The following is a 21,109-nucleotide window of genomic DNA, read 5'->3' on the forward strand; positions in this document are numbered from 1 at the left end:
TGATTCCAGTTTCATCGTAAACATTCGATTTCAGCGTTTACTTTCTAAAGAGACCATCCCATGAGTGAAGAGTGGATTTCTGAGCGGTTGTTGAAGATCGATGCCTCAGGGATTCGCAAGGTGTTCGATCTGGCGGCGAACATGACCGATCCGATCAATCTGAGTATTGGTCAGCCGCATTTTGACACGCCGGAACCGATTAAAGAGGCTTTTAAAAAGGCGATTGATGAAGGTAAGAATGCCTACAGTCAAACGCAGGGGATTAAGCCGTTAATCGAGAGAATCCAAGGGGATATCGATCAGCAGTTTGGTCATGAAGATCGGAAAGTCTTCATCGCCAGTGGGACGAGCGGCGCGTTGATGATGGCACTTTGCACGCTGGTCAACCCGGGTGATGAAGTGATCGTGTTCGATCCCTGGTTTGTCATGTATAAGCATTTGACAACACTGGCTGGCGGGAAAGTTGTTGAAGTCGATACCTACCCGGATTTCAAAATCGATATCGCCAAAGTCGAGGCAGCGATTACTTCTCGAACGAAAGTGATTCTGTTCAACAGCCCGAGCAATCCGACCGGTTATGTTGCGTCGCCGGCAGAAATGCAGGAACTGGCTGAGTTGGCGATTAAGCACGATATTGCATTGATCAGCGATGAAATTTATCGGCAGTTCTGTTACGACGAACCGTTCTGCAGCCCTGCTCAATGGAACGATCAAACGATTGTCATTGATGGCTTCAGTAAATCGCACTCGATGACTGGTCATCGAGTCGGCTTTTGTCATGGCCCGCAACACATCATTCAACAGATATTGAAGTTGCAGCAGTTTACGTTCGTCTGCTCTCCTCACCCGGCTCAATGGGCGGCACTAGCGGCTTGCGATGTCGACATGTCTACTGAAGTGGACGAGTATCGACAGAAGCGGGATTTCATGGTCGAAGCGTTAAGCGACTACGAAATCCACGGAGCCGGGGGGGCATTTTATTTATTCGTCAAAGCTCCCTGGGGAACGGCGACTGAGTTCGTCAAAGAGGCGATTGCCCGCAATCTGCTGATTATCCCTGGCAATGTCTTCAGCAGCAAAGACACCCACTTCCGCATCTCCTACGCCGCCCCGCAGAAGACTCTCGAACGGGGAGTGCAGGTACTGAAAGAGTTGCGACATTTGAAATCGGAGTAAGATATCGTTGCTGTTCGTTCTGATTTGCTTATTCAAAATCGAGAGCAGTGCGGTAGATGCGTAGCGCGGGATCTTTTAGTAGAAGAGTCCCATAATAGACTTGGAAATCTGTGACGCGAGGATTTTCTTCATCTAACCAGCCATCAAATGCCCGATGGATTTGCCAGAATGTGGGACGTTTTTCCTGTAAGAATTGCAGTGCCTGCGGTCGGACTTTGTGGCGATAGCGATAGTTCGTCAGCGTTTGTTCGATATGATTCTGCAGTCCCCAGGAAAGAAACAGAGCAGAAATCATGCCGAGGATGATCAACAAGGTGAAGAGAAAGGAGTCTTCATCCATATTGAACAAAAACAATCCCGTCATGCAGATGATCAATTGCAAAAACATCCACCCTGCATAGGAAAGTTGAGAGACAACCTGAGGGACTAAAGAGCCAATCAAGCTTCGGATCCATTCTCGCGAGCAAATTGTGGCTTGATCAGTATCGAGTTGTTGCACATATCTTTGACGCTGCTGTTTCGCATAATGAGCAGACCATTCCCAGACGATTGCCAATTGCTGTTGTAAAGAAGATTGTTTTTTCTGTGATTGAAATTTGGGAGACCATTCCGAAAATGTCTGACTTAACTCGCGTTGAAATTCCCAATAGGTTTCCATCTCTTTTTCACCATCTGCGAGACACAGTGCACGCAAGTTTTTGTGGAATTGCAAATAGGGGAACTCTTCATTGTGCTCAATATCCAGTTCGTTTATCGAGTTGAGATAGTTCTTTAAGAGCTCGTAAAATTCAAACGAAAACTCCAGATGGTGGTTGATCAGATCCGCATGACTTTCCAGATACTGGACCTGATCGTCGAGCCATTGAGGTGATGATGTCCAAACCGCAGGGATCAACCATGCTGATAGAAAAGGCACAAACTGTTCGGGAAAATAATCGCGATAGGGTAGCAGGTGATCTTCCCACAATCGTTGGAATGTCACAAAGTCTGTTTTGAGCAAATCGTCCCAAAGTGGTTCTGTCAGAGCCAGTCTCTTTGCGGGAGGTAATGTCAGACAAAGCAGATTTAAGACCTCTGCAGATTGCTCACGTGTCTCGACCTGACGGCAATACTGGTTAACAAACCTATGCAGGTTGGTATTGTGAGGGTAAGTTTTCAATCCAACACACAGCCAGTTTAAAAACGATTGCTCAGGCTGTCCTTCAATCACTTCGCTGACGATCGCCAGATGAATGTAGTCTGTCGGATCTTTCTCCGCTTTTGCAGTGAGTTGCAGGAACCACTCTTCGGGTGTGTGAGTTTCCAGGATTTCCTTGAGGGATGGTCTAACGGCAGGTTTGGAAGGTTCCTGTGTTTCTGAACTGAATGAACCACTGAGGTGATCTTCAGACAGGTCAACAGGAATGTTAATGTCCAGCGGCGTAATTTCAGCTGAAGTGTCCAGGTCACGATAACTCAGCCAACTTTCGAGTTGCTCAAAAGCATCACGAATTTTCCGGAATTCTTCCGGTTGTTGTTCCGGACGATACACTTTAATCAAACGACCATACGCCCGTTTCAAATCGCGGCGGTCGTAGTCTTCAGGTAATTCAAAAAATTGAACTGGCTGATGAGGCAATAATTTCCAGTCCGGTTCGGTCATGGCTTGATTAAGTAGTTAAGAGAGGCCAAGGAAGTCGTTTTACTGTGATTGTACAATTGCAGAGAGCAGCCGAATCACGAAGACGATTCCCAGAATGATGACAAAATATTGCAATCCACTCAATTCCCTGCTTCGTGGTGAAGAATCTGCCTGGGGAATCGACTCTTGAGGAATGGATTTCAACTTTAAGTGAGCCACTGGAGAAATGAGCCGACGCATATCGTGCCAATCCATTGGGATATAGGTCAACAATAGTTGAGCCGAATTTCGATATCGAACTCGATCTCGATTTTCCAGGTTCGTATCGTGCAGCAAGTTGGTGAGCTGAACCTGTGCTTGTGCTGGAGTAGCGATCAGCAGGCGTTGAACCCATGCCAGAAAATGAGAATCCATTTGAACATGCGCTGAAATCTCCGGCCACTGTTTCTGGAGTTGTGTCAGTTGCAGAAGTTGCAGTTGTCGTTTCTGAAGATTTGGAGAATTTGTGAGCTTTTTGGATTCAAGGTCTTGGAGCTGCTTTTTCGTGGTCTCTGGCGATTCAGACCAGAAACGTCCGGCAATTCTTTGCAATTTTCCTTCGAGTTGTTCATGGAAACGAGTTGCCAGCTGTTGGGAATGAGAAGCCGAATCCAGGTCTAGGAATTTTCGACGAGCACTAAAAACCTCAGCTGGGTAATCAATGGCGGCATCGGTGCAGGTTTCCAGCAGATAATTCTTGATGGCTATTTTTGATTGATTCAATGTGATCATCCCAATTTCAGGGGAAACTAGCTCATTCAGCATCGGCGCATAAGAAAACCCGCCAACATAGCGGGTCATGTGCTCTCGTGTTCAGAATTGAATACGATTAAGACAATCGTAGGTTTGCTCGTTTTGCCTTGCGTGCCTTAGCACTGGCAGGTCGCTTGCCATGATTTGCTTTTTTCAATTTTCGCTGTGTTTTTGCCATTTTAGGCTCCCGATATGTCTCGAACTGTTAGTGAATAAGCGTTGTTTAGGTGTCACACATTCTAACAGTCGAGTAATTTCTGGCAAGACTTAAGGGATTTTGATCAGCCAGTCATTCAAAAATGAAGTTGTTCGTACAATACCCGATGACTTTATGATCACTGATTTCTGAAGTGAGAATCATAGTTCTTGAGTTTTTGAAAGTGATTTCAAAATTGCCAAATCCGAAGTACACTAAGTGTAATGGAGACATAAGTGGTTAATTAGTAATTAATTACGACAAATTGGAGTTCTTGACTCCTCCTTCCCAGTTTCAGGAAAACGCAGTTTCTTTCAGACCAGATTCAAATAATGCCGGTTGTTCCGCCGATAACGCTTGTAGGAATTCGTGCGCGGATTCCGATTATCAAGGTATCGATCATTGAAGTTCTCACGATATTCGTGATGTGCAGGGTTAGCGTTCTGGAGAACTTTGATGAATTCTCAGCTTGAACATCGTGGGGATACTCAAGCGAGTCATGTTTGATGGGGTGGGAAATGGCTGGAATGAATCGACTTCGAGGCTGGAAGAGTCTCCAATTAATGTTGGCATTACTCGTGCCCGTCTCCTCAGGATGTCAGGTTGGCTTTCCCAAGTATTATTTTCTTGGGAAACCCAAACCTCAACTTGAACAGTATCGTGAAACGGGTCAGGAAATCGACTATCCGAATGTTGCCCAGGCACATCCTCCGGAAATCGAGACAACCGCTCCCCCACGTACGGTCGCCAATTCCGATGCGGCTCGCGATGAAATCTGGGATCTTGGCCTGCAGGAAGCAGTACATCTATCACTGGCCAACAGCGATGTCATTCGCTCTGCAGGACAGTTTCTTTCTCCCAATAATTCTTTACTGGCCAACCCGACACAGACCGCCAGTATTTACGACCCTGCGATTCAGGATTCCGGTGTGCTCTTCGGCGGTGTTGGTACCGAAGCGGCTCTCGCAGATTTCGACGCGACACTAACGAGTAGCTTGACTTACGGACGCAACGAAACAGTCCAGAACAATCCATTCTTCGGCGGTGCCCCTGGAGGAGTTCTTGAGCAGGAAACCGGAGCATTTAACACGGCATTGACAAAAAACTTCGCTTACGGTGCGAATTTCTCACTGGCTCATGAGGTGAATTATTCATCCTCAAATGCTCAGGGATTACTGTTTCCCTCGACCTATACGGGGAATGTGCAGGCTCGGTATCGTCAGCAATTGTTGTCGGGTTCTGGAGCCGACTTCGTGAGAGTTGCTGGTCCACTCAGCGATGGGTTTGCAGGGATTACCGGGGTTTCCAACGGGGTGTTAATTGCCCGTATCAATGCCGATATTTCGATCACACAATTTGAAGCCAACGTCAGAAATCTTATTAAGGACGTGGAAGACACGTATTGGGATTTGTATCTGGCGTATCGAAACTTCGATACATCCGTCACTGCTCGAAACACCGCATTGGATACCTGGCGTGTCGCCAAAGCGAAGCGAGACTTAGGGGGTGTGCGAGGATTTACGAACTCGGAAGAAGCTCAGGCTCGCGATCGTTATTTTGAAACTCGTGCCCAGGCAGAAAATTCACTGGGAACACTGTATGTTACCGAACAGCGACTGCGCGAACTTTTGGGATTGCCGGTGAATGATCGCAAGGTCATTCGTCCTGCAGATGATCCGATCGCTGCTCGTTTGCAAGCAGACTGGTATCAGGCATTGGCTCTCGGGTTGACGGAGCGAGTGGAAGTTCGACGTCAAAAATGGAATATCAAAAGCCTGGAACTTCAGTTAGGAGCCGCTAAAAATCTGGCTCGGCCACGGCTCGATTTGATTGCCCAGTATCAAGTGAATGGATTCGGAGATCACCTGCTTGCCAATAGCGACTTGGATAAGAACGGCGGAGACCTGAATTCGTTTTATGGTAAGATCGCCGAAGGTGAAGAAACTGGCTATACCTATGGACTTGAATTCAGTATGCCATTCGGATTACGACAGGCGAAATCGCAGGTCCGTAATATCGAACTGCGTCTGACGAAAGCCCGTAAAGTTCTTGCGGCTCAGGAACTGGAAGTCGGTCATGAAATTGCCGTCTCTTTCCAGCAACTCGAAACTTCGTATGCGACAGCAGTTTCAAACTTCAGCCGACGTAGTGCAGCACTCGAACGAGTTCGCATGATTGGTCAGGAACTCGAAGTCGGTTCGGGGTCGAATACACTTGACCGCTATCTTCGTGCCCAGGAATCTCTGGCGGCTGCTGAGAATTCCTATCATCAAAGTCTGGTTGATTACAACAAAGCGATCGTCAACATGTATTTCCGACAGGGAACCCTGCTGCAACAGGACAACATTCATCTGATGGAAGGCAAGTGGGATCCGGAGGCTTATCGGCAGGCCTTTGCCCGAGCCAAATCGCGTGCTCATGCGATCCCTGCACCGCACTTGCGAACCGTTCCTGAAGCCTTTGCCGCAGATGGACATAATGACGAAGTTGGTTTTGCGGCACCTGAAGCGAGTCAACAGCCGTGGAATCCGGAAATGGGACTGGAGCCGTATCCAGAAGAATTGCCATTACCAATTGATGCTTTGAATCCTCAGGAAGCCGAAGCGATGGACAATCTGGAAGTTCCTCCGGCTCCAGGGGAGATGAAAAAAGAATCCGATAAGCCGAATTATTTTGAGAATGACAAGTCGCCACAGTTAATTCAGCCCAATCCGATTGAAGGCCAGGATGTTCGTATGGAGAATAAGACTCCTGCAATAGAACAGAGTGTGACAAGTCAGAAGCCTGTGGTGCCTGTTTTGAAAGAAACGGAATCTTTCCAGGCAACATCAGTCAGTCAGATTCCCGAAGCTTCTAAGAAACGAGGCCGAGTGCAACTGCCGGAAATTATGCAGACCAATGGAATCAAGAATGCTCTGGGGCATATGGATAAAGAGCAATCGACCATTCAAAATGCGAATATGGAGTGGCAATCAGCTCCTAAAGCGGGAAAGCCATCGTTGCCTGTTGGTAAAACGTCGATGAAGATGTTGTCACCTGAAAATGCAACACGAAGCCAGCCTTCTCCATTTCCAGAGGTTGAAGTGAAAGCACCAGAATCATCGCCCTCTCGAATGGCTCACGATTTGGGCAAAGCGATCCCGGCGTATAAGTAGATTCTGCAAGACGAGTCATGCCAGTCGTGCTCGTCTTGTCTCGATTATGCCGATCACTCTGTGACAGGCTTCGTGATCGGCATAATCGGTGATTCCCATCCCGCTAGGTCGCTCGGAAGAACTCCGCGGCGATGACCGTTGAATTTGAATGTTGTCGGATTGTAGGGGCCGACAAATTCGATGTTGAGATTCGGTTTGATCTCATCTTCTTCGCCGCAGGCCCAGAAGCAGGCGTTGATCATCAGTCTGCGAAAATCCTCATTCAGGATATCTTCAGAGGCACCGTATGTGGTTGTGAATACACGACCTGATTTTCCCGCTTCATTGGAATAGGTTCGCGTCCAGACACCGGGGCAGGGGAGTTTTCCCTCAGCAGGAGGGGAATCTGGCGTCATGCCCTGCAATGGCTGAGCATTTGCCAGAACGACACTGTCCGGAGTTGGCTCAGTCCAGTATCCCCCTGCGTGGACCCAGGGATGTTCCACTCCTTTCAAAATGGGATGCGACTTTTGAGCCGGGATCAAATCCAGTCGCGTGCTCATGACATGATTCTGCCCATAATGACCAGCCCAGGTCTCGCCGAGGATTTGCCGTCCAAAGCCATCTTTGAAATCCGGGTCCTTCGAGCGGTAATCGAAACGTACGAACTCGGAATCGTTCGGGATTTTAAAGGCGTGCGTTGAAGTTCGCATTCCGACAACTGGCCCTGCCCGATCGAGGTAATCGACAATCGGCTGCATTTGCTCTGCAGGGAAGTCCTGGAACCGCAGAAAGATGACCATCAGATCGGCATCGTCGAGGGCTTCTGTACCAGGCATGTAGCTGGAACCCGGAGCGATTTCTCCAGTTTTCTGATCGACGGAAAAGAGCACCGTGCATTTGAAGCCATGATGTTTGGCAAGAATTCGCGCCATTGCAGGCAGGGATTCTTCCGATCGATATTCATGATCGCCCGCCAGGAACACAAGATGTTTTCCAGGTTTGTCTGGGGTTGTGCCATCGTAAACCAGAGTTTGAGCAAATCCTGTTTGTGCGAGAGCGACAATCGTGAGTGACAGAATCAAATAACGGAGAAGCATAAGAATGTGATCCTGATTATGCGAATAGGAAATGGGGAATAGTGTGACACGGCAGATTCCAGTGAAATACGATCAATGGAGTTTGCATCATTGTGCCCTATTTCCCATCAAAAGTCGACTATGCGATATTTTCCTTCGGAAACTGGTTCCGAAATTCATTTGAGTACGTTTTTAAGTCTACCGAAACTTCATATTCCTGATTGGCCAGTGCAAACCTATTCTTAAAATGATATGTGACTGGCTTTCAGGAATTCTGCATGTTTATCCACATTGTTAACTACTTAACAAACAACTCCTTACAGATTCAATAAATTTTTGCACATCTATTATTCTGGGGAAAAGGAGTGAGTTATGTCGAAAGCAGTGCTGTCTCTGGCGGCAATTACTTTGCTGCTGTGCGGATTGCGGGCGATCCGGAGTGAGGCGGAAAACAGACTGACGGCAGGAGAGAGAATTGACGAAACGTCACAACATGGATTCGTCGTCGTGGAATTGTTCACCTCGCAGGGATGCAGCAGTTGTCCAGCCGCTGACGAGAATCTCGTGCGAATTCAAGAACTGGCGGCTGAGAAAAATTTACCAATTTACGTACTTTCAATGCATGTCGATTACTGGAATCGCCTGGGATGGGAAGACCCTTTCAGCCAGTCGGTTTTTTCTCAACGTCAAAGAGGTTACGCGCAGGCATTCGGCTCGACCCGAATTTATACGCCTCAAATGGTTGTTAATGGTCAGACTGAATTCGTCGGTTCAGATGTCACCAAGTCAAACGAGGCGATCAAAAATTCTTTGAATAGTACCCAGAAAGAGCCTCTGGAAATTTCAGCTAAGTGGAATAAAAGTCGAGATGCGATAACCTTCCGCTATAATGCTACAGCAAATTCCAAAGGTAAGACTCTTGTGCTGGCAATCGTTCAAAATCGGGCAGGGAATCGGGTCGACTCCGGTGAAAATCGTGGTCGGACACTGGCTCACGTGAATGTCGTGCAGAAATTGGAAACGATTAAAAATATCCAGATTACTGGTCAGCAAACGATCCGAGTCCCCTACAATATTAACAATGAGCCACTGGAATTGATTGCATTTGTGCAAGATCCTTCCAGCCAACAGATCATGGCTGCAAAGCGTACTGATTTGTAGAATTGAGAAGATGGTATCCTTCAACGAGTCTATTTACAGCCCGTAGTCAGGCATTGATTTATGTATTCAACATCAACAGGTCGCGTATTATTTTTCTTTTTTGGGGTCGCAGTCTCTGGCTTAGTGGCGTGGGGATGGCGTAGCAGCTCTCCTCAGGAAACGGCTGCTCACGCGATACCCCAGTTCGAGAGTGAAGGGCAAACGATGTCGGCTTCGGAATCTGTAGAATTAGCAACTTTTGGCGGTGGATGTTTCTGGTGTACAGAAGCAGTGTTTCTAGAGTTAGCAGGTGTGAAAAAAGTTCTGCCCGGATATTCGGGGGGCAAAGCAGAAACGGCAAACTACAAGGCTGTCTGTACCGGCCTGACAAAACATGCCGAAGTCATTCAGATCGAATTCGATCCTGAAAAAATTGCCTTCTCCGAACTCCTGGAAGTCTTCTGGAAAACTCACGATCCGACAACTCCGAATCAACAGGGAGCCGATATTGGTCCGCAGTATCGATCGGTCGTTTTCTATCACAGCGAAGACCAGAAGAAAGTTGCAGAAGAATATAAAAAGCAACTCGATAAATCGGGGGCTTTTTCCAAACCACTGGTCACCGAGATTTCTCCGTTTACTAAGTTCTACGAAGCTGAAGATTATCACCAGAATTACTTTGCTGAAAACTCGTTTCAGCCTTATTGCAGGGCTGTGATTGCTCCCAAAATTGAAAAATTCCGCAAGAATTTTGCTGAGAAATTGAAGGGGGAACGTAAAAATGAGTAATTCTGAAGAAGAGTCAGTCAAAGTTCATAAGACTGATGCGGAATGGAAGAAGCAGTTGACCGCGGAGCAATACAATATCGCCCGCAAAGCAGGCACAGAGAGAGCATTCACCGGAAAATATTGGGACAACAAAGAAGAGGGGATTTATAACTGCGTTTGTTGTGGCACGCCGCTATTTGATTCCAGCACAAAATATGATTCTGGATCGGGATGGCCCAGCTATTATCAGCCAATCGATGAAGAAAATGTGGAACTTAATACAGACCGCAGTTTCTTTATGACTCGAACAGAAGCCAAATGTGCCCGCTGCGAAGCTCACCTCGGGCATGTTTTTGATGATGGCCCCCAACCGACTGGAAAACGCTACTGTATCAATTCGGCTGCTCTGGATTTTAAACCCAAAGAAAGTGAGTCTAAATCAAGTTAGAAATTGATTCTGGCATCAACTCATGGTCTGGGAAAGAAATCGATTCAAGTAGATTCTCATGCTTTTGAGTCGATATTATTTTTTGAAGGTTTCTGCTTCAGCAGATCTTGGGCATGTTGGTCCACTCGCTCCATTTCCGCTTGGATCTTCTCAGTCCATTCTTTGAGTTCTTCCTTGGAAATGGACTCGGGAATGACCAGTGCTGGAGATGTCACAGCAATGACGCGAGTAAATGGTTTCGGAATGATCAGATTTGTCCAGCCGGTACCGATTGACCAGTAACTTTTGCAAAGGAATGCAGTCGGAACGACTGGCTTACCGGTTTTAGCTGCGAGAAATGCACAGCCTGTTTTCATCTCACGTCGCGGGCCGCGAGGACCATCCGGTGTGAGGACCAGATGAGAATCTTTACCTTCGTTCATCAGGAATCTGACGGCAGCAGTTCCTCCAGAAGAAGTTGAGCCGCGTGCCGTGCCGATACCAAGTTGCTTGAGAGAGTCCGCCAGAAACGTCCCATCCCGATGTCCTCCCACCAGCGCCATTGTCGCTGGTTGACGGGCTAGGAATAAAGGTGTAAGCAGGGAATCGTGCCAGACACAAAAAGTGTATGTCCCGTTCGTCACTGGTACATAAGGATTCACGGCTTCATCGGAAAAATGGATTTCCTTGCGAAGTGTTGCATATAGCATTTTGAATGTCACAACGGCAATCCATGCAACAATCGGCTCCAGAAATCGACTTCGTATTCGCAAGACTACTTATCCTGATGTTGAATTTCATCCTTGATATCCCACATTGCAAAATTGTAATCGCAATGCGGTCCAACGTGTTTTAGCAGATTGCTAATTTTGAGGCGAGCCGAGGCTGTCATGGCACGGATATTGTCACGATTATTGTGCGATGTTTGTGATTACGATATCGAATGAATCGAACCCACCCGAGTCATGACTGACTCGGCTCGCCAGTGAATCAATAACTGTGTTTATCCAATTTGACGGCTCCGCGAAATGTGCGATATGCCATAAATGTATATCCCAGAACAAAGGGCATGCCAATCAAGGCGTACAGGCTCATGATTTTTAATGTCATTTCTGAGGAAGCAGCATGATAAATCGTCAGGCTGTTTTCGCTGACCGGTGAAGAGGTGACCAGATTCGGAAACAGGGCGACACCCAGCAGAAAAACCAGAGCAGCGATCACGCAACACGATGAGAAAAAGGCCTGGAGATAATTATGGTTTTTGAGACATCGCGGAATGTTGGCAACTGCCAGAAATTTCAGAACGACCACGATCCACGCATACGGAAAATGTTCGAATGTCGCGACGGCCCGCGGGATCCAGAGCCATGTTGCAGTGGTCACTACGAGATACATCGTTAAAAAGGCGACGAACCCGCGTCGCGTCCAGCGGATCATTCGTTGTTGTAAATCGTCTCGGGTTTTGAAGACCAAAAAGATTGCTCCGTGCATCAGGAACATTGAAACAGAGAGTAAGCCGACGAGGATTTGGTAGATGCCTATTTGATCGAGAATGGAGCCCCGGAAGATCCCACGATCATCCAGTGGAATCCCAATAAGAGCACTTCCAACTGCCAGACCAAACGCAAAAGAAATTGTCAGACTCGACATAAAGAAAAGAGAATCCCAAGTCGAACGCCACCACGCTTCCGGTCGCTTGCTACGGAATTCGATGGAAATCGCACGGAAGATCAGGCATCCCAGGACCAGCATTAAGGCTTCATAGTAGCCTGAGAAAATGGTGGCGTATGCTTCTGGAAAGGCGGCGAATAATGCTCCCCCAAAGGTGACCAGCCAGACTTCATTTCCGTCCCAAAGGGGGCCTATTGAATTGAGGACGATACGGCGTTCTTCATCCCCTTTGGCAAACGGATGGAGCATGCCGACGCCAAAATCGAAACCGTCCAGAATTGCGTAGCCGGCCAGAAGAATGCCGAGCAGAACAAACCAGAGAAGTTGCCAGTCCATGATTATTATTTCTCTCTATTTACTCGAAGGCTTTTTTCATCGACGGATACTCGTCGTTCTCATCGACTTCATCAATCTCGGGGCCATGGGAAATTTTTTGATGTAATAGTGTGACCCACAGTACGAAGAGCAGAAAGTAGATTAAGCCAAAGAAGATGATTGATCCCAACACCTGCTCGGCTCGGACGGCTTCAGAAAGCCCGGCTGAAGTACGCAGGCCGCCTGTCAATTCTCCGTTGACCAATGAGGGGTAGACGATCCAAGGTTGTCTTCCGACCTCTGCGGCGACCCATCCGGCTTCGTTGGCGACAAAAGCCAGGATCACCGCGAAGACAAAGTACCATAGCAGCCAGCGTTGATCGAACAGAGTTCCCCGCCACCACAACCAGCAGGCCAGTAAGGTACTTCCGATAAACGTCATGCCGATGCCGATCATCAGATGATACGCCTGAAACGTAATCCACACGGGAGGACGTCCCCAGGTTTCTTCGAGTTGGTCGAAACCTGGTACTGGGGTTTTGAAATCGTCGTGGACCAGAAAGCTGAGCATGCCGGGGACTTCGATGCCGTATTTCACGGTTTCAGATTCATCATCTGGCCAGCCGAGAATGTAGAGGCCGGTGCTGTTTTCGGTTTCGTAGATGCCTTCCATCGCTGCCAGTTTCGCGGGTTGATATTCGGAGACCATTCTTGCGTTGGAATGTCCTGATAGTAATTGAGCCAATGAAGAAACAGTCGCGAGCAAAAGTCCGCCAGTAAATGAACGTTTGGCAAATTCGAGATGACGGCCTTTTAACAGATACCATGCCGAGATGCTCATTACAAAAAAGGCACCCAGGATGAATGCGCCGAGCCAGACGTGGATCAGGCGGTCCATTGTGGAAGGATTAAACACCATCGCCCAGAAGTCGACAATTTCTGCCCGCTGATAGACCTTGCCATTCACGACATAATCACGAATTTCATGGCCGACCGGTGTCTGCTGCCAGGAGTTGGCAATCGTAATCCAGACAGACGAAAAGATGCCGCCGATCGCGACCATGAGTGTGGCAAAGAAATGCATTTTCGGGCCGACGCGATCCCAGCCAAACAGCAGCAGGCCGAGAAATCCTGATTCCAGGAAAAACGCGAAGATTCCCTCAGCTGCCAGAGCCGAGCCGAAAACATCGCCGACGTAGCGGGAATAAGCCGCCCAGTTTGTGCCGAATTCGAACTCCATCACAATGCCGGTCGCGACACCTAAGGCGAAATTCAATCCGAAGATTTTCGTCCAGAAACGGGCGGCCTGTTCATAGATGATTTCCTTCGTCCACAAATAGCGACCTTCCAGAAACACGAGAACGATTCCCAGCCCGATTGTTAATGGCGGAAACAGATAGTGAAACATGATGGTAAACGCAAACTGCAGTCGTGAGAGCAGCAGGACATCCATTGAATTCGACCTTCGTTATGTTCGGCTGGGAGTCATTCTTGCTTTGTTACTATAGAGAATAGGCGATCTTTCGGCATGTGACTCGTCTTACTCATGCGACAAATTGGAAGTGCAAATGGGTGATGGAAAGCCGTAGGTCAGGCATTGCCTGACGAAATGTGGGTGCCAAGCTGTTTGTCGTCAGGCAGTGCCTGACCTACAGCTGATGGACTTTGTTCAGTGCTCAATGGAACTGATTCTCTATCAGCAAAGCAAATTCAAAAGAAATTGACACAATCTTCACCAGAGGGAAGGCGTACACTAAATCTGTAAAAAAAATCAGGAAAATGTCAAAGTGCCTTTGACAAATCGATTTCGTCAACCGTAATATCTTCCGTTAAGAAGACCCGCCACTTTTTTTGAGGTCTAGGTTGCGGCTCGGGCGGGGCTTTGAAACACATTTTCGAGATCGGAACGTTATGGCTGAAGGTACAATCACACGACTGACTGACAAAGGATTCGGATTTATCCAGACTGATTCAGGCAAGGATATTTTCTTCCACATGTCAAACCTGGAAGGTGTCCGCTACGACGACCTGCAGGAAGGTCAGCAAGTCTCCTTTGAAAAAGGTCAAGGTCCTAAAGGGCCACGAGCAGAGCACGTCCGCGTGGTCTAGTCGTTGAGACTGTGAAAAAACGATGAGCCGGCAGTTTCTGACTGTCGGCTTATTTATATGGTCGGTGGTTTTTGAACCATCGGCTTTTTTTGTGGATGAGTGTCATTTGGTCAAGCAAAAAAGGGGTAGGTGAGCCAATTAAACCGACTCTTTATTTTCAGTACTCTCCTTCTCAGGCGGCTGCCAATCCCCCCAGTGGCTCAGATAATGCTCAAAAGCTTTGCAGTCAGCTGCTCGTTTTTCCAGATAATTCTTTGTTTCGACAACTCGCTCATGCTCTTCGTCCAATGTCAGTTGTCCGGTGAGGACGCGGGTTCTCAGGAACACAAAATAGGTGTCGAGCACATCGCACATGCAGTAATCGTTGATTTCTCGAACCCCGCCATTGTCGTACATATCCTGAACCTGGGAGCCATCAATTCCCGTTTTTCCAGGTTTCCCAATGATATTGGCCAGGACATTCAGTCCTCCCTGTAGCCGACTCGCTCCAAAATTGGACATCATGTCCATCAAATCGAGATGGCTGCTCGTGTTGTAGCGATTGCGGGCCTGATCGAATGAGCGACCACTCACCTGAAACCAATCGGGCAGCGATAACCCAAATCGATATGCGGAGAGTTCCATTAAGGGAAGATCGTAACCCCGACCGTTGAACGTCACAAACGTTGGGCGCTTATAGTGTCGCCATCCCTGCCAGAAAAGATTCGTAATCGAAGCGGGGCGATAATCGGGATCATCCAGCACGACGATATCATCCAGATGGAAATCCTGAGTGACTTTAGCGATTGCGACCGAGATTGGCAGCATGAAGGTGTGGGCAATAAAATCGCTCCCCTTTTCCTCCATCAATTCCTGACGATAACGTGCGATCGCGGCATCGCCTGAGAGTTCCTGATCGGGATATTTCAGCTTGGAGATCAGGTCGCCATCGGCGACGGCTTCGACATCAAAAATCAGCCAGCCGATGTCCGACATGAATATGCTTTCAGGAGAGGAATTGAAATGATGAGTGAATTCCCGGTATTATATTGAAAATACCCTTTCGATTCCAAACCAGTTGATTCCTGACGCACGATTTCGAGGCGACTCAGGGCCAATCTGGATGAGTACTTCAACACGGAATGAGTCACATGATTGAACCCGGCTTCACTTCTGAACCGATTGATTTGGATTCCAACAGTAAAGCAAAAGAGGCGCAGGCGATTAAAGGTCTGGTGAACGCTTCGAGCCGGATGAAGGAAGAAATCGGCAAAGTCATCGTCGGCCAGCAGGATGTGGTTGAGCAACTATTGATTGCTCTGCTGTGCCGGGGGCATTGTCTGCTGGTTGGTGTGCCCGGACTGGCAAAAACGTTGCTCGTGAGTACGGTCTCTCAGTTGTTGCATTTGTCGTTTCGCCGTATTCAGTTTACTCCCGACCTGATGCCCTCGGATATTACAGGGACGGATATTCTGCAGGACGATCCTGAAACAGGCCGCAAGCAATTTCAGTTTATGCCGGGACCGATGTTCTCGCATATCCTGCTGGCCGATGAAATTAATCGAACACCACCGAAGACTCAGGCGGCTCTGTTGGAAGCGATGCAGGAAAAGCATGTGACTGTTGGCACGAACACCTATCGATTGCCGGCTCCATTTTTTGTACTGGCGACTCAAAACCCGATTGAGCAGGAAGGAACATATCCTCTACCTGAAGCTCAGCTTGATCGCTTCATGTTCAATACGATTGTCGATTATCCCACCGCCGAGGAAGAACTCGAAATTCTCATTCGGACAACTGGCGATGCTCCACCCAAGCTGACACCGATTCTGAATGATAAGCAAATTCTGGCTTTGCAGGATGTGGTTCGTAAGGTCCCAGTCGCCGAGCATGTTTTCATGTATGCTCGCGACCTGGCGCGTGCGACACGACCTGGAGAAGCGGAGGCTTCTTCGTTTGTGAAAGAATATCTCAGCTGGGGAGCGGGACCACGAGCCGGGCAGAATCTGATTAATGGAGCCAAGGCTCGCGCGTTATTGCATGGTCGTTTTCATACAACGACTGAAGATATCAAAGCGGTCGCTCATCCGGTATTACGACATCGCATTGTGACGACTTTTCAGGCGGACAGTGAAGGGATTTCGACGGATGATGTGATTACGCAATTGCTTAAAGATGTGCGTATGCCGTTGGATAAGCTGTCGAAGAAGGCGGGTGTTTGAATTTGAATGGTCGGTTGGGTTAGCGAAGCGTAACCCAACGATTCATCCATTGACCATAAAATGGAAGGGACGGTTCTGCTTTGAACCGTCCCTTTTTTCGTATCATTTGGAGCTGAATACTCTTATTCGCGGGCGAAGTCGAACATTGGTGTCGAGAGGTATCGTTCGCCGGAGTCGGGTAGGACGACGACGATGGTTTTGCCTTTGGATTCCGGACGGGCAGCGACTTTCAGTGCGGCTGCCATGGCGGCTCCACAACTAATGCCGCAGATGATTCCTTCTTCGATTGCAACTCGGGGAGCCATTTCCAGAGACTCTTCATCAGTCACCTGGACGACTTCATCGACGAGCGACATGTCGAGGACATCGGGAATGAAGCCGGCTCCGATTCCCTGAATTTTGTGTTTGCCGGGAGAGCCGCCCGAGAGGACCGGACTGCCTGTTGGTTCTACGGCGATCGATTTCACGGGGTGCTTTTTCTCTTCTTTGAGATAGCGGGTCACGCCGGTGATCGTCCCTCCGGTGCCGACGCCTGCTACAAAGATATCGAATTTGCCATTGGTATCTTCCCAGATTTCCGGGCCTGTTGTCTTAAAGTGAATGGCAGGATTCGCAGGATTCTTGAATTGCTGAGGCATGAAGTATTCAGGGTTCTCTGCGATTTCGGTCGCCGTATTGATTGCGCCCTTCATGCCGTCTGCTCCGGGAGTGAGATGCAGATTGGCTCCGAAGGCACGCAGCATCATCCGACGTTCAACAGACATCGTGTCTGGCATACAGAGTGTGAGATCGTAGCCACGGGCGGCACAGACGAAGGCCAGAGCAATTCCGGTGTTTCCGCTGGTCGGTTCGACGACTTTCATACCCGGTTTGAGCTTGCCGGATTGCTCGGCTTCCCAAATCATGTTCGCGCCAATTCGGCACTTCACGCTGTAGGCGGGGTTTCGCCCTTCGATTTTCGCCAGAACTGTGGCTTCAAGTCCCTCGGTCAGTCGGTTGATTTTGACGAGTGGTGTCCGTCCGATTGTAAGCGAATTGTCTTCAAAAATTGGCACTGCGTTTCCTCCGTGTCTTTGGCAAGCGAATACTGTCTATCCTGAGATCATCAGCCTGTTCAGTGCATTTTTATCATCTGAGTCCATCCAGGCAATGTGATTCCGAACGGCTGTCTCTCCGGATTATCGGCATAATCGGCAGAAAAGGCAAATATTTTCCAGTCGTTTTCGTTTTACCGCAAGAACAGAGAAAAGATTTACAAGCACGAAGCGCAAGCGAGTGAGTCAACAACTCATCATCGAAAGACACACTCGCTTGCGCTTCGTGCTTGTATATTAGTGATTATTGGCGAAGTCGGCGATAAGGTTGTGCGACTGAGTACTCTGTTGGCAGCGTTTCTGAGCGGTCTTCTTCGCGGAGTTGACGTGTCACGGGAGCAACGGGCATGGTTGCGGTGAAGCCGACTGGTCGGGTGACAGGCGGTTCCATTGAGAGTGGACGATTTGTCGCCACAGATTGTGACGGGCTAATTTCTCCTGTCAGATCAGCCAACAGGCGAGCGGTGGCTGCTGGGATGATGACAACCTGAGTTTGGCCAGGTGCATTTGGCTTTTCGATGATGATCGTCAGCTTTGCGCCTTCAGCATTATTCAGAGTCTGCAGCATTTGGTTCGTGTATTGGGGATCAATTGCTGGTGCACTGACGGAACCGTTTCCGCCATTGTTGGCAGAAGCGTTATTGCTCGAAGCCATCGTGTTTGCGAATGCCTGGTCAGTCGAGTTACTGGAAAGAAAAGCTGCAGCGGGGGCGTTGGGTTGATTGGCATTCGTTTCGACCAGAATTTGATTTTCACCGGTCGCATTATTACGACGAATAATATGAGTCAGCCCGCAACCTTCGAGCAGTTCCACAACGGGATTCAAACCGCAGTACAGACCTCGTTTTTCTTTAGGATCAGCTGCAATGCAGACGCCCACAATTTCATTGTTTTCGTTGAACAATCCGCCGCCAGAGCGTCCCTGTACGGGAACTCCAGTGCATTCGATGTTGTCTGGGCCGGTGTAACGGTTCAGGGAAGTGACCTGCAGATTTTCGACGGTCGGGTTCTGACCGCCACTGCAGCCAACACTGATCACGTTTTGTCCCTGTTTCAGTGAAGTGGGGGCTTGGGCAAGTTTTGCGACAGGAAGAACTCCGTCAGTGGGCAGTGAAACCAAACCGACATCAGCGTCAAGATCGTACTTCTCGACTTTGCCGACGAAGCTTTCGAAGCGATCGTCGACAAAAATATCGATATCGACTTTGGAAGATTCGGAAAGGGAGCGGAAAATGTGGCCGCAGGTTAATACATATGTGAGGCCGGGCTTTGACTCGATGACTGTGCCGGAACCGTAGTTGATTCCCTTTTCATCGCGAATTCTTAAGCGGACATTGGCAGCAGCGGAGTTGACATGGGGTGTCGGACTGGTGACGTTAGTTCGTTCATCGAATTGAGCACGAATGACGGGATTGTTTTGAGTATTAGAGGCTACCACAGCCGAGTGGGCGACAGGTTGAGTGGTATTCATATCCGGGAAAGGTTGAGGAGAGTTTAAGACTGCAGGAGTTTGAGTTTGAGCTTGAGCAGCCATTGTCTGTTGTGGTGGCTGTGGATTCATGTTCGGGAAAGCTCCTGGTTGACCAAGATTGGGTTGTTCATAACCCGTATTCCCGCGCGATTGTGATTGCAGTCCGCTTCCCTGTTGAGCAGAATTGGAGGCAATCATCGACTGTTGAGCAGCTGGTTTTTCCTGAGGAATGGAAGCGAGCATGCGTCGCAGTTGATGTTCTGAAGTGCGACCGACTTCGCGGCCAACTTCGCGGCCATCAACAACCAGGACAAAAGCCGGGATGGAGGTGACGGAGTATTGTCGAGCCAGATTCGGATTCTGGTCAATATCGACCTTCTGAATCGGAAATCCCTCTCGTTCCAACTTGTGAACAATGGGACTCATTTGCTGACAGGGACCGCACCACGTGGCGGTGAAATCGTACAGAACTGCTTTTTGAGCATGAGCCTGATTGGCAATTGCGAGAGCAGACAAGACGGCGATCGAGAAAACGATCGGACGGGCAGTATATTTCATAGATTTCTCCGGGAATCCATTCGCCAGGAGCGGCAGACTGGTAAGTTTGCATCGAATCGACAGCGATGGTTACGTCGTTTCGAAAAATTCAATCGCTGATGAAAACCTGTTCTGAAATAATTTCCAAGACTGATTTTCATCAGAGTCTGTAAAGCCGATGATCCATCACCGGTTTGTAGACTTTACATCGCCTTGGCGGACACTATTACAATTTTCAAACCATGAAAAGAGGAACTTGTAAATCCGACAATAGGCGAATAAAATTTTAACTCCTTGCCTAGCAATTACTTACACGTATTACGCAATTTATTGACGTTCATTAAATTGCAGATTAAGAGGTTAGTATGCAGAACCAGTGCCGATTTGACAGGAAATTGATCAAACCGGACGAAACTTGCAAATATCGCTGCAAAATTGCTGTTCTCGACAGTCTTTTGGCGATAGGATGCATCAATCCTTCCTGAATTGTCCTGCCTTTGACGACAACAGCTTCGTCTCCATTCTGGAAATTACAAAATATTTGGAGGTTATTTCACAGTGAATGTATTTTTCACACAATTTGCAGAGATGAAAATGTTCTCTCTGCTCTCTCTCGCCACGGTTTTAATATTTGGACTGATGATTGGATGCGCTAACGAAGCGGAAATCAGTTCTTACACAACACCAAAACCTGAAGATGTGCATGCAGAGAATCATCTGGCAGAAAGTGAACGTCCCGAGCGAACCGCTCCGGCGATGACTCCGCCAGCTCAAGCAGAACAAGCAGCCAAGCCCGCTCGAATGTATGCGGCTATCGTGCCCAATGGCGATCAAAACTGGTTTTACAAGATGACTGGTCCCGTTGAATCCGTTGGACAAATTGTCCCACAACTGGCTGAATTCGTCAGTTCGGTCACATATAATGAGGGAAAGCCGGTGTGGACTTTACCGGAGGGCTGGCAGGAACAGCCGGGCAATCAGTTTCGTTATGCGACATTAGTTGTGCCAGTCGGGGATGCCACGCAGGAATTTACGGTTTCGGCATTGCCAGCATCGGGAGATATTACGACCGATGTCGTGATTAATATCAATCGCTGGAATGGTCAATTGGGGTTGGGAGAAATTACAACTTCAGATCTCGAATCAGCCGGAGAAGATCCCACTGCCAAGCTTGCGAAAATGAAATCTGGTGAGCAGGCGATTTACAGCATCAATATTGTTGGCGAACAAAGTTCAGGCGGCATGGGGCGACCACCGTTTGCAAGATAGTCAATAACATGTAGGACAGGCTTCCAGCCTGTCTGTATCGACTCGGCATGACTTAATTTTATGGTTGACTTAGATCGGCTGGAAGCCTGTCTTATCTGATATTTAGTCA

The 21,109-nt window shown here is 48.4% G+C and carries 18 protein-coding genes; 8 read left to right on the forward strand and 10 right to left on the reverse strand.

Features of this window, described 5'->3' with window-relative positions; genetic code table 11:
• Nucleotides 1–60: 60 nt before the first annotated feature.
• Complete coding sequence (locus Pan54_RS03470) at nt 61–1,176, forward strand: pyridoxal phosphate-dependent aminotransferase (RefSeq protein ID WP_146502180.1); 1,116 nt, start codon at nt 61–63, stop codon at nt 1,174–1,176.
• A gap of 28 nt (nt 1,177–1,204) precedes the next feature.
• Here the strand turns inward: Pan54_RS03470 and Pan54_RS03475 are convergent, their stop codons facing one another.
• Genes Pan54_RS03475 through Pan54_RS26715 form a run of 3 tightly spaced genes read right to left on the reverse strand, consistent with a single transcriptional unit; the run spans nt 1,205 to nt 3,767 of the window.
• Complete coding sequence (locus Pan54_RS03475; protein WP_146502181.1) at nt 1,205–2,818, reverse strand: hypothetical protein; 1,614 nt, start codon at nt 2,816–2,818, stop codon at nt 1,205–1,207.
• 39 nt (nt 2,819–2,857) lie between these two features.
• Nucleotides 2,858–3,637, reverse strand: coding sequence for a hypothetical protein (locus tag Pan54_RS03480; RefSeq protein WP_146502182.1), 780 nt, complete (start codon nt 3,635–3,637; stop codon nt 2,858–2,860).
• Nucleotides 3,638–3,665: 28 nt separating this feature from the next.
• The gene (locus tag Pan54_RS26715) at nt 3,666–3,767 is read right to left on the reverse strand and encodes a 50S ribosomal protein bL37 (protein WP_390621919.1); all 102 of its coding nucleotides are present in this window, start codon (nt 3,765–3,767) and stop codon (nt 3,666–3,668) included.
• Between the two features lie 545 nt (nt 3,768–4,312).
• On the opposite strand from Pan54_RS26715, the gene Pan54_RS03485 reads away from it, so the two are divergent.
• Entirely contained in the window at nt 4,313–6,940 is a 2,628-nt protein-coding gene (locus Pan54_RS03485; RefSeq protein ID WP_165441562.1) for a TolC family protein, read from the forward strand.
• A gap of 53 nt (nt 6,941–6,993) precedes the next feature.
• Here the strand turns inward: Pan54_RS03485 and Pan54_RS03490 are convergent, their stop codons facing one another.
• On the reverse strand, nt 6,994–8,019 hold the full coding sequence (locus Pan54_RS03490) for a ThuA domain-containing protein (RefSeq protein ID WP_146502184.1): 1,026 nt from the start codon (nt 8,017–8,019) through the stop codon (nt 6,994–6,996).
• Nucleotides 8,020–8,370: 351 nt separating this feature from the next.
• On the opposite strand from Pan54_RS03490, the gene Pan54_RS03495 reads away from it, so the two are divergent.
• The 3 genes from Pan54_RS03495 to msrB all read left to right on the forward strand — a co-directional run bounded on the left by Pan54_RS03495 (nt 8,371) and on the right by msrB (nt 10,354).
• Nucleotides 8,371–9,159 carry a DUF1223 domain-containing protein gene (locus Pan54_RS03495; RefSeq protein ID WP_146502185.1) on the forward strand — a complete coding sequence of 263 codons (789 nt, stop codon included), beginning with the start codon at nt 8,371–8,373 and terminating at the stop codon, nt 9,157–9,159.
• 204 nt (nt 9,160–9,363) lie between these two features.
• A complete protein-coding gene (msrA, locus tag Pan54_RS03500; protein ID WP_146506290.1) occupies nt 9,364–9,927 on the forward strand; it encodes a peptide-methionine (S)-S-oxide reductase MsrA in 564 nt (187 codons plus the stop codon).
• A complete protein-coding gene (gene msrB / locus Pan54_RS03505) occupies nt 9,920–10,354 on the forward strand; it encodes a peptide-methionine (R)-S-oxide reductase MsrB (RefSeq protein WP_146502186.1) in 435 nt (144 codons plus the stop codon). Before msrA ends, msrB begins: the two co-directional genes overlap by 8 nt.
• Before the next feature lie 56 nt (nt 10,355–10,410).
• On the opposite strand, the gene Pan54_RS03510 is transcribed toward msrB, so the two are convergent.
• The 3 genes from Pan54_RS03510 to Pan54_RS03520 all read right to left on the reverse strand — a co-directional run bounded on the left by Pan54_RS03510 (nt 10,411) and on the right by Pan54_RS03520 (nt 13,772).
• Nucleotides 10,411–11,106 carry a lysophospholipid acyltransferase family protein gene (locus tag Pan54_RS03510; RefSeq protein ID WP_146502187.1) on the reverse strand — a complete coding sequence of 232 codons (696 nt, stop codon included), beginning with the start codon at nt 11,104–11,106 and terminating at the stop codon, nt 10,411–10,413.
• Nucleotides 11,107–11,323: 217 nt separating this feature from the next.
• On the reverse strand, nt 11,324–12,340 hold the full coding sequence (cydB, locus tag Pan54_RS03515; RefSeq protein WP_146502188.1) for a cytochrome d ubiquinol oxidase subunit II: 1,017 nt from the start codon (nt 12,338–12,340) through the stop codon (nt 11,324–11,326).
• Between the two features lie 19 nt (nt 12,341–12,359).
• Entirely contained in the window at nt 12,360–13,772 is a 1,413-nt protein-coding gene (locus Pan54_RS03520; protein WP_146502189.1) for a cytochrome ubiquinol oxidase subunit I, read from the reverse strand.
• Nucleotides 13,773–14,230: 458 nt separating this feature from the next.
• Here Pan54_RS03520 and Pan54_RS03525 point away from each other — a divergent pair, with 458 nt between their 5' ends.
• Nucleotides 14,231–14,428, forward strand: coding sequence for a cold-shock protein (locus Pan54_RS03525; protein ID WP_146502190.1), 198 nt, complete (start codon nt 14,231–14,233; stop codon nt 14,426–14,428).
• A gap of 138 nt (nt 14,429–14,566) precedes the next feature.
• On the opposite strand, the gene Pan54_RS03530 is transcribed toward Pan54_RS03525, so the two are convergent.
• Nucleotides 14,567–15,403: a 3'-5' exonuclease gene (locus tag Pan54_RS03530; protein ID WP_146502191.1), complete on the reverse strand. Its 837-nt coding sequence runs from the start codon at nt 15,401–15,403 to the stop codon at nt 14,567–14,569.
• A 155-nt stretch (nt 15,404–15,558) separates the two neighbouring features.
• Between Pan54_RS03530 and Pan54_RS03535 the strand changes: the two genes are divergently transcribed.
• The gene (locus tag Pan54_RS03535) at nt 15,559–16,629 is read left to right on the forward strand and encodes an AAA family ATPase (RefSeq protein ID WP_146502192.1); all 1,071 of its coding nucleotides are present in this window, start codon (nt 15,559–15,561) and stop codon (nt 16,627–16,629) included.
• A 122-nt stretch (nt 16,630–16,751) separates the two neighbouring features.
• On the opposite strand, the gene cysK is transcribed toward Pan54_RS03535, so the two are convergent.
• Nucleotides 16,752–17,684 carry a cysteine synthase A gene (gene cysK, locus Pan54_RS03540; protein ID WP_146502193.1) on the reverse strand — a complete coding sequence of 311 codons (933 nt, stop codon included), beginning with the start codon at nt 17,682–17,684 and terminating at the stop codon, nt 16,752–16,754.
• A 283-nt stretch (nt 17,685–17,967) separates the two neighbouring features.
• The gene (locus Pan54_RS03545; protein ID WP_146502194.1) at nt 17,968–19,752 is read right to left on the reverse strand and encodes a thioredoxin domain-containing protein; all 1,785 of its coding nucleotides are present in this window, start codon (nt 19,750–19,752) and stop codon (nt 17,968–17,970) included.
• Nucleotides 19,753–20,325: 573 nt separating this feature from the next.
• On the opposite strand from Pan54_RS03545, the gene Pan54_RS03550 reads away from it, so the two are divergent.
• On the forward strand, nt 20,326–21,000 hold the full coding sequence (locus Pan54_RS03550; protein WP_146502195.1) for a hypothetical protein: 675 nt from the start codon (nt 20,326–20,328) through the stop codon (nt 20,998–21,000).
• Nucleotides 21,001–21,109 lie beyond the last annotated feature (109 nt).

The sequence above is a fragment of the Rubinisphaera italica genome (genome assembly GCF_007859715.1).
Classification (GTDB): domain Bacteria; phylum Planctomycetota; class Planctomycetia; order Planctomycetales; family Planctomycetaceae; genus Rubinisphaera; species Rubinisphaera italica.

Coding starts and splice junctions, on each gene's coding strand:
- Pan54_RS03470 (WP_146502180.1), top strand. CDS start 61: ATGAGTGAAGAGTGGATTTCTGAGCGGTTGTTGAAGATCGATGCCTCA.
- Pan54_RS03475 (WP_146502181.1), bottom strand. CDS start 2,818: ATGACCGAACCGGACTGGAAATTATTGCCTCATCAGCCAGTTCAATTT.
- Pan54_RS03480 (WP_146502182.1), bottom strand. CDS start 3,637: ATGACCCGCTATGTTGGCGGGTTTTCTTATGCGCCGATGCTGAATGAG.
- Pan54_RS26715 (WP_390621919.1), bottom strand. CDS start 3,767: ATGGCAAAAACACAGCGAAAATTGAAAAAAGCAAATCATGGCAAGCGA.
- Pan54_RS03485 (WP_165441562.1), top strand. CDS start 4,313: ATGAATCGACTTCGAGGCTGGAAGAGTCTCCAATTAATGTTGGCATTA.
- Pan54_RS03490 (WP_146502184.1), bottom strand. CDS start 8,019: ATGCTTCTCCGTTATTTGATTCTGTCACTCACGATTGTCGCTCTCGCA.
- Pan54_RS03495 (WP_146502185.1), top strand. CDS start 8,371: ATGTCGAAAGCAGTGCTGTCTCTGGCGGCAATTACTTTGCTGCTGTGC.
- msrA (WP_146506290.1), top strand. CDS start 9,364: ATGTCGGCTTCGGAATCTGTAGAATTAGCAACTTTTGGCGGTGGATGT.
- msrB (WP_146502186.1), top strand. CDS start 9,920: ATGAGTAATTCTGAAGAAGAGTCAGTCAAAGTTCATAAGACTGATGCG.
- cydB (WP_146502188.1), bottom strand. CDS start 12,340: ATGGACTGGCAACTTCTCTGGTTTGTTCTGCTCGGCATTCTTCTGGCC.
- Pan54_RS03520 (WP_146502189.1), bottom strand. CDS start 13,772: ATGGATGTCCTGCTGCTCTCACGACTGCAGTTTGCGTTTACCATCATG.
- Pan54_RS03525 (WP_146502190.1), top strand. CDS start 14,231: ATGGCTGAAGGTACAATCACACGACTGACTGACAAAGGATTCGGATTT.
- Pan54_RS03530 (WP_146502191.1), bottom strand. CDS start 15,403: ATGTCGGACATCGGCTGGCTGATTTTTGATGTCGAAGCCGTCGCCGAT.
- Pan54_RS03535 (WP_146502192.1), top strand. CDS start 15,559: ATGATTGAACCCGGCTTCACTTCTGAACCGATTGATTTGGATTCCAAC.
- Pan54_RS03545 (WP_146502194.1), bottom strand. CDS start 19,752: ATGAAATATACTGCCCGTCCGATCGTTTTCTCGATCGCCGTCTTGTCT.
- Pan54_RS03550 (WP_146502195.1), top strand. CDS start 20,326: ATGTTCTCTCTGCTCTCTCTCGCCACGGTTTTAATATTTGGACTGATG.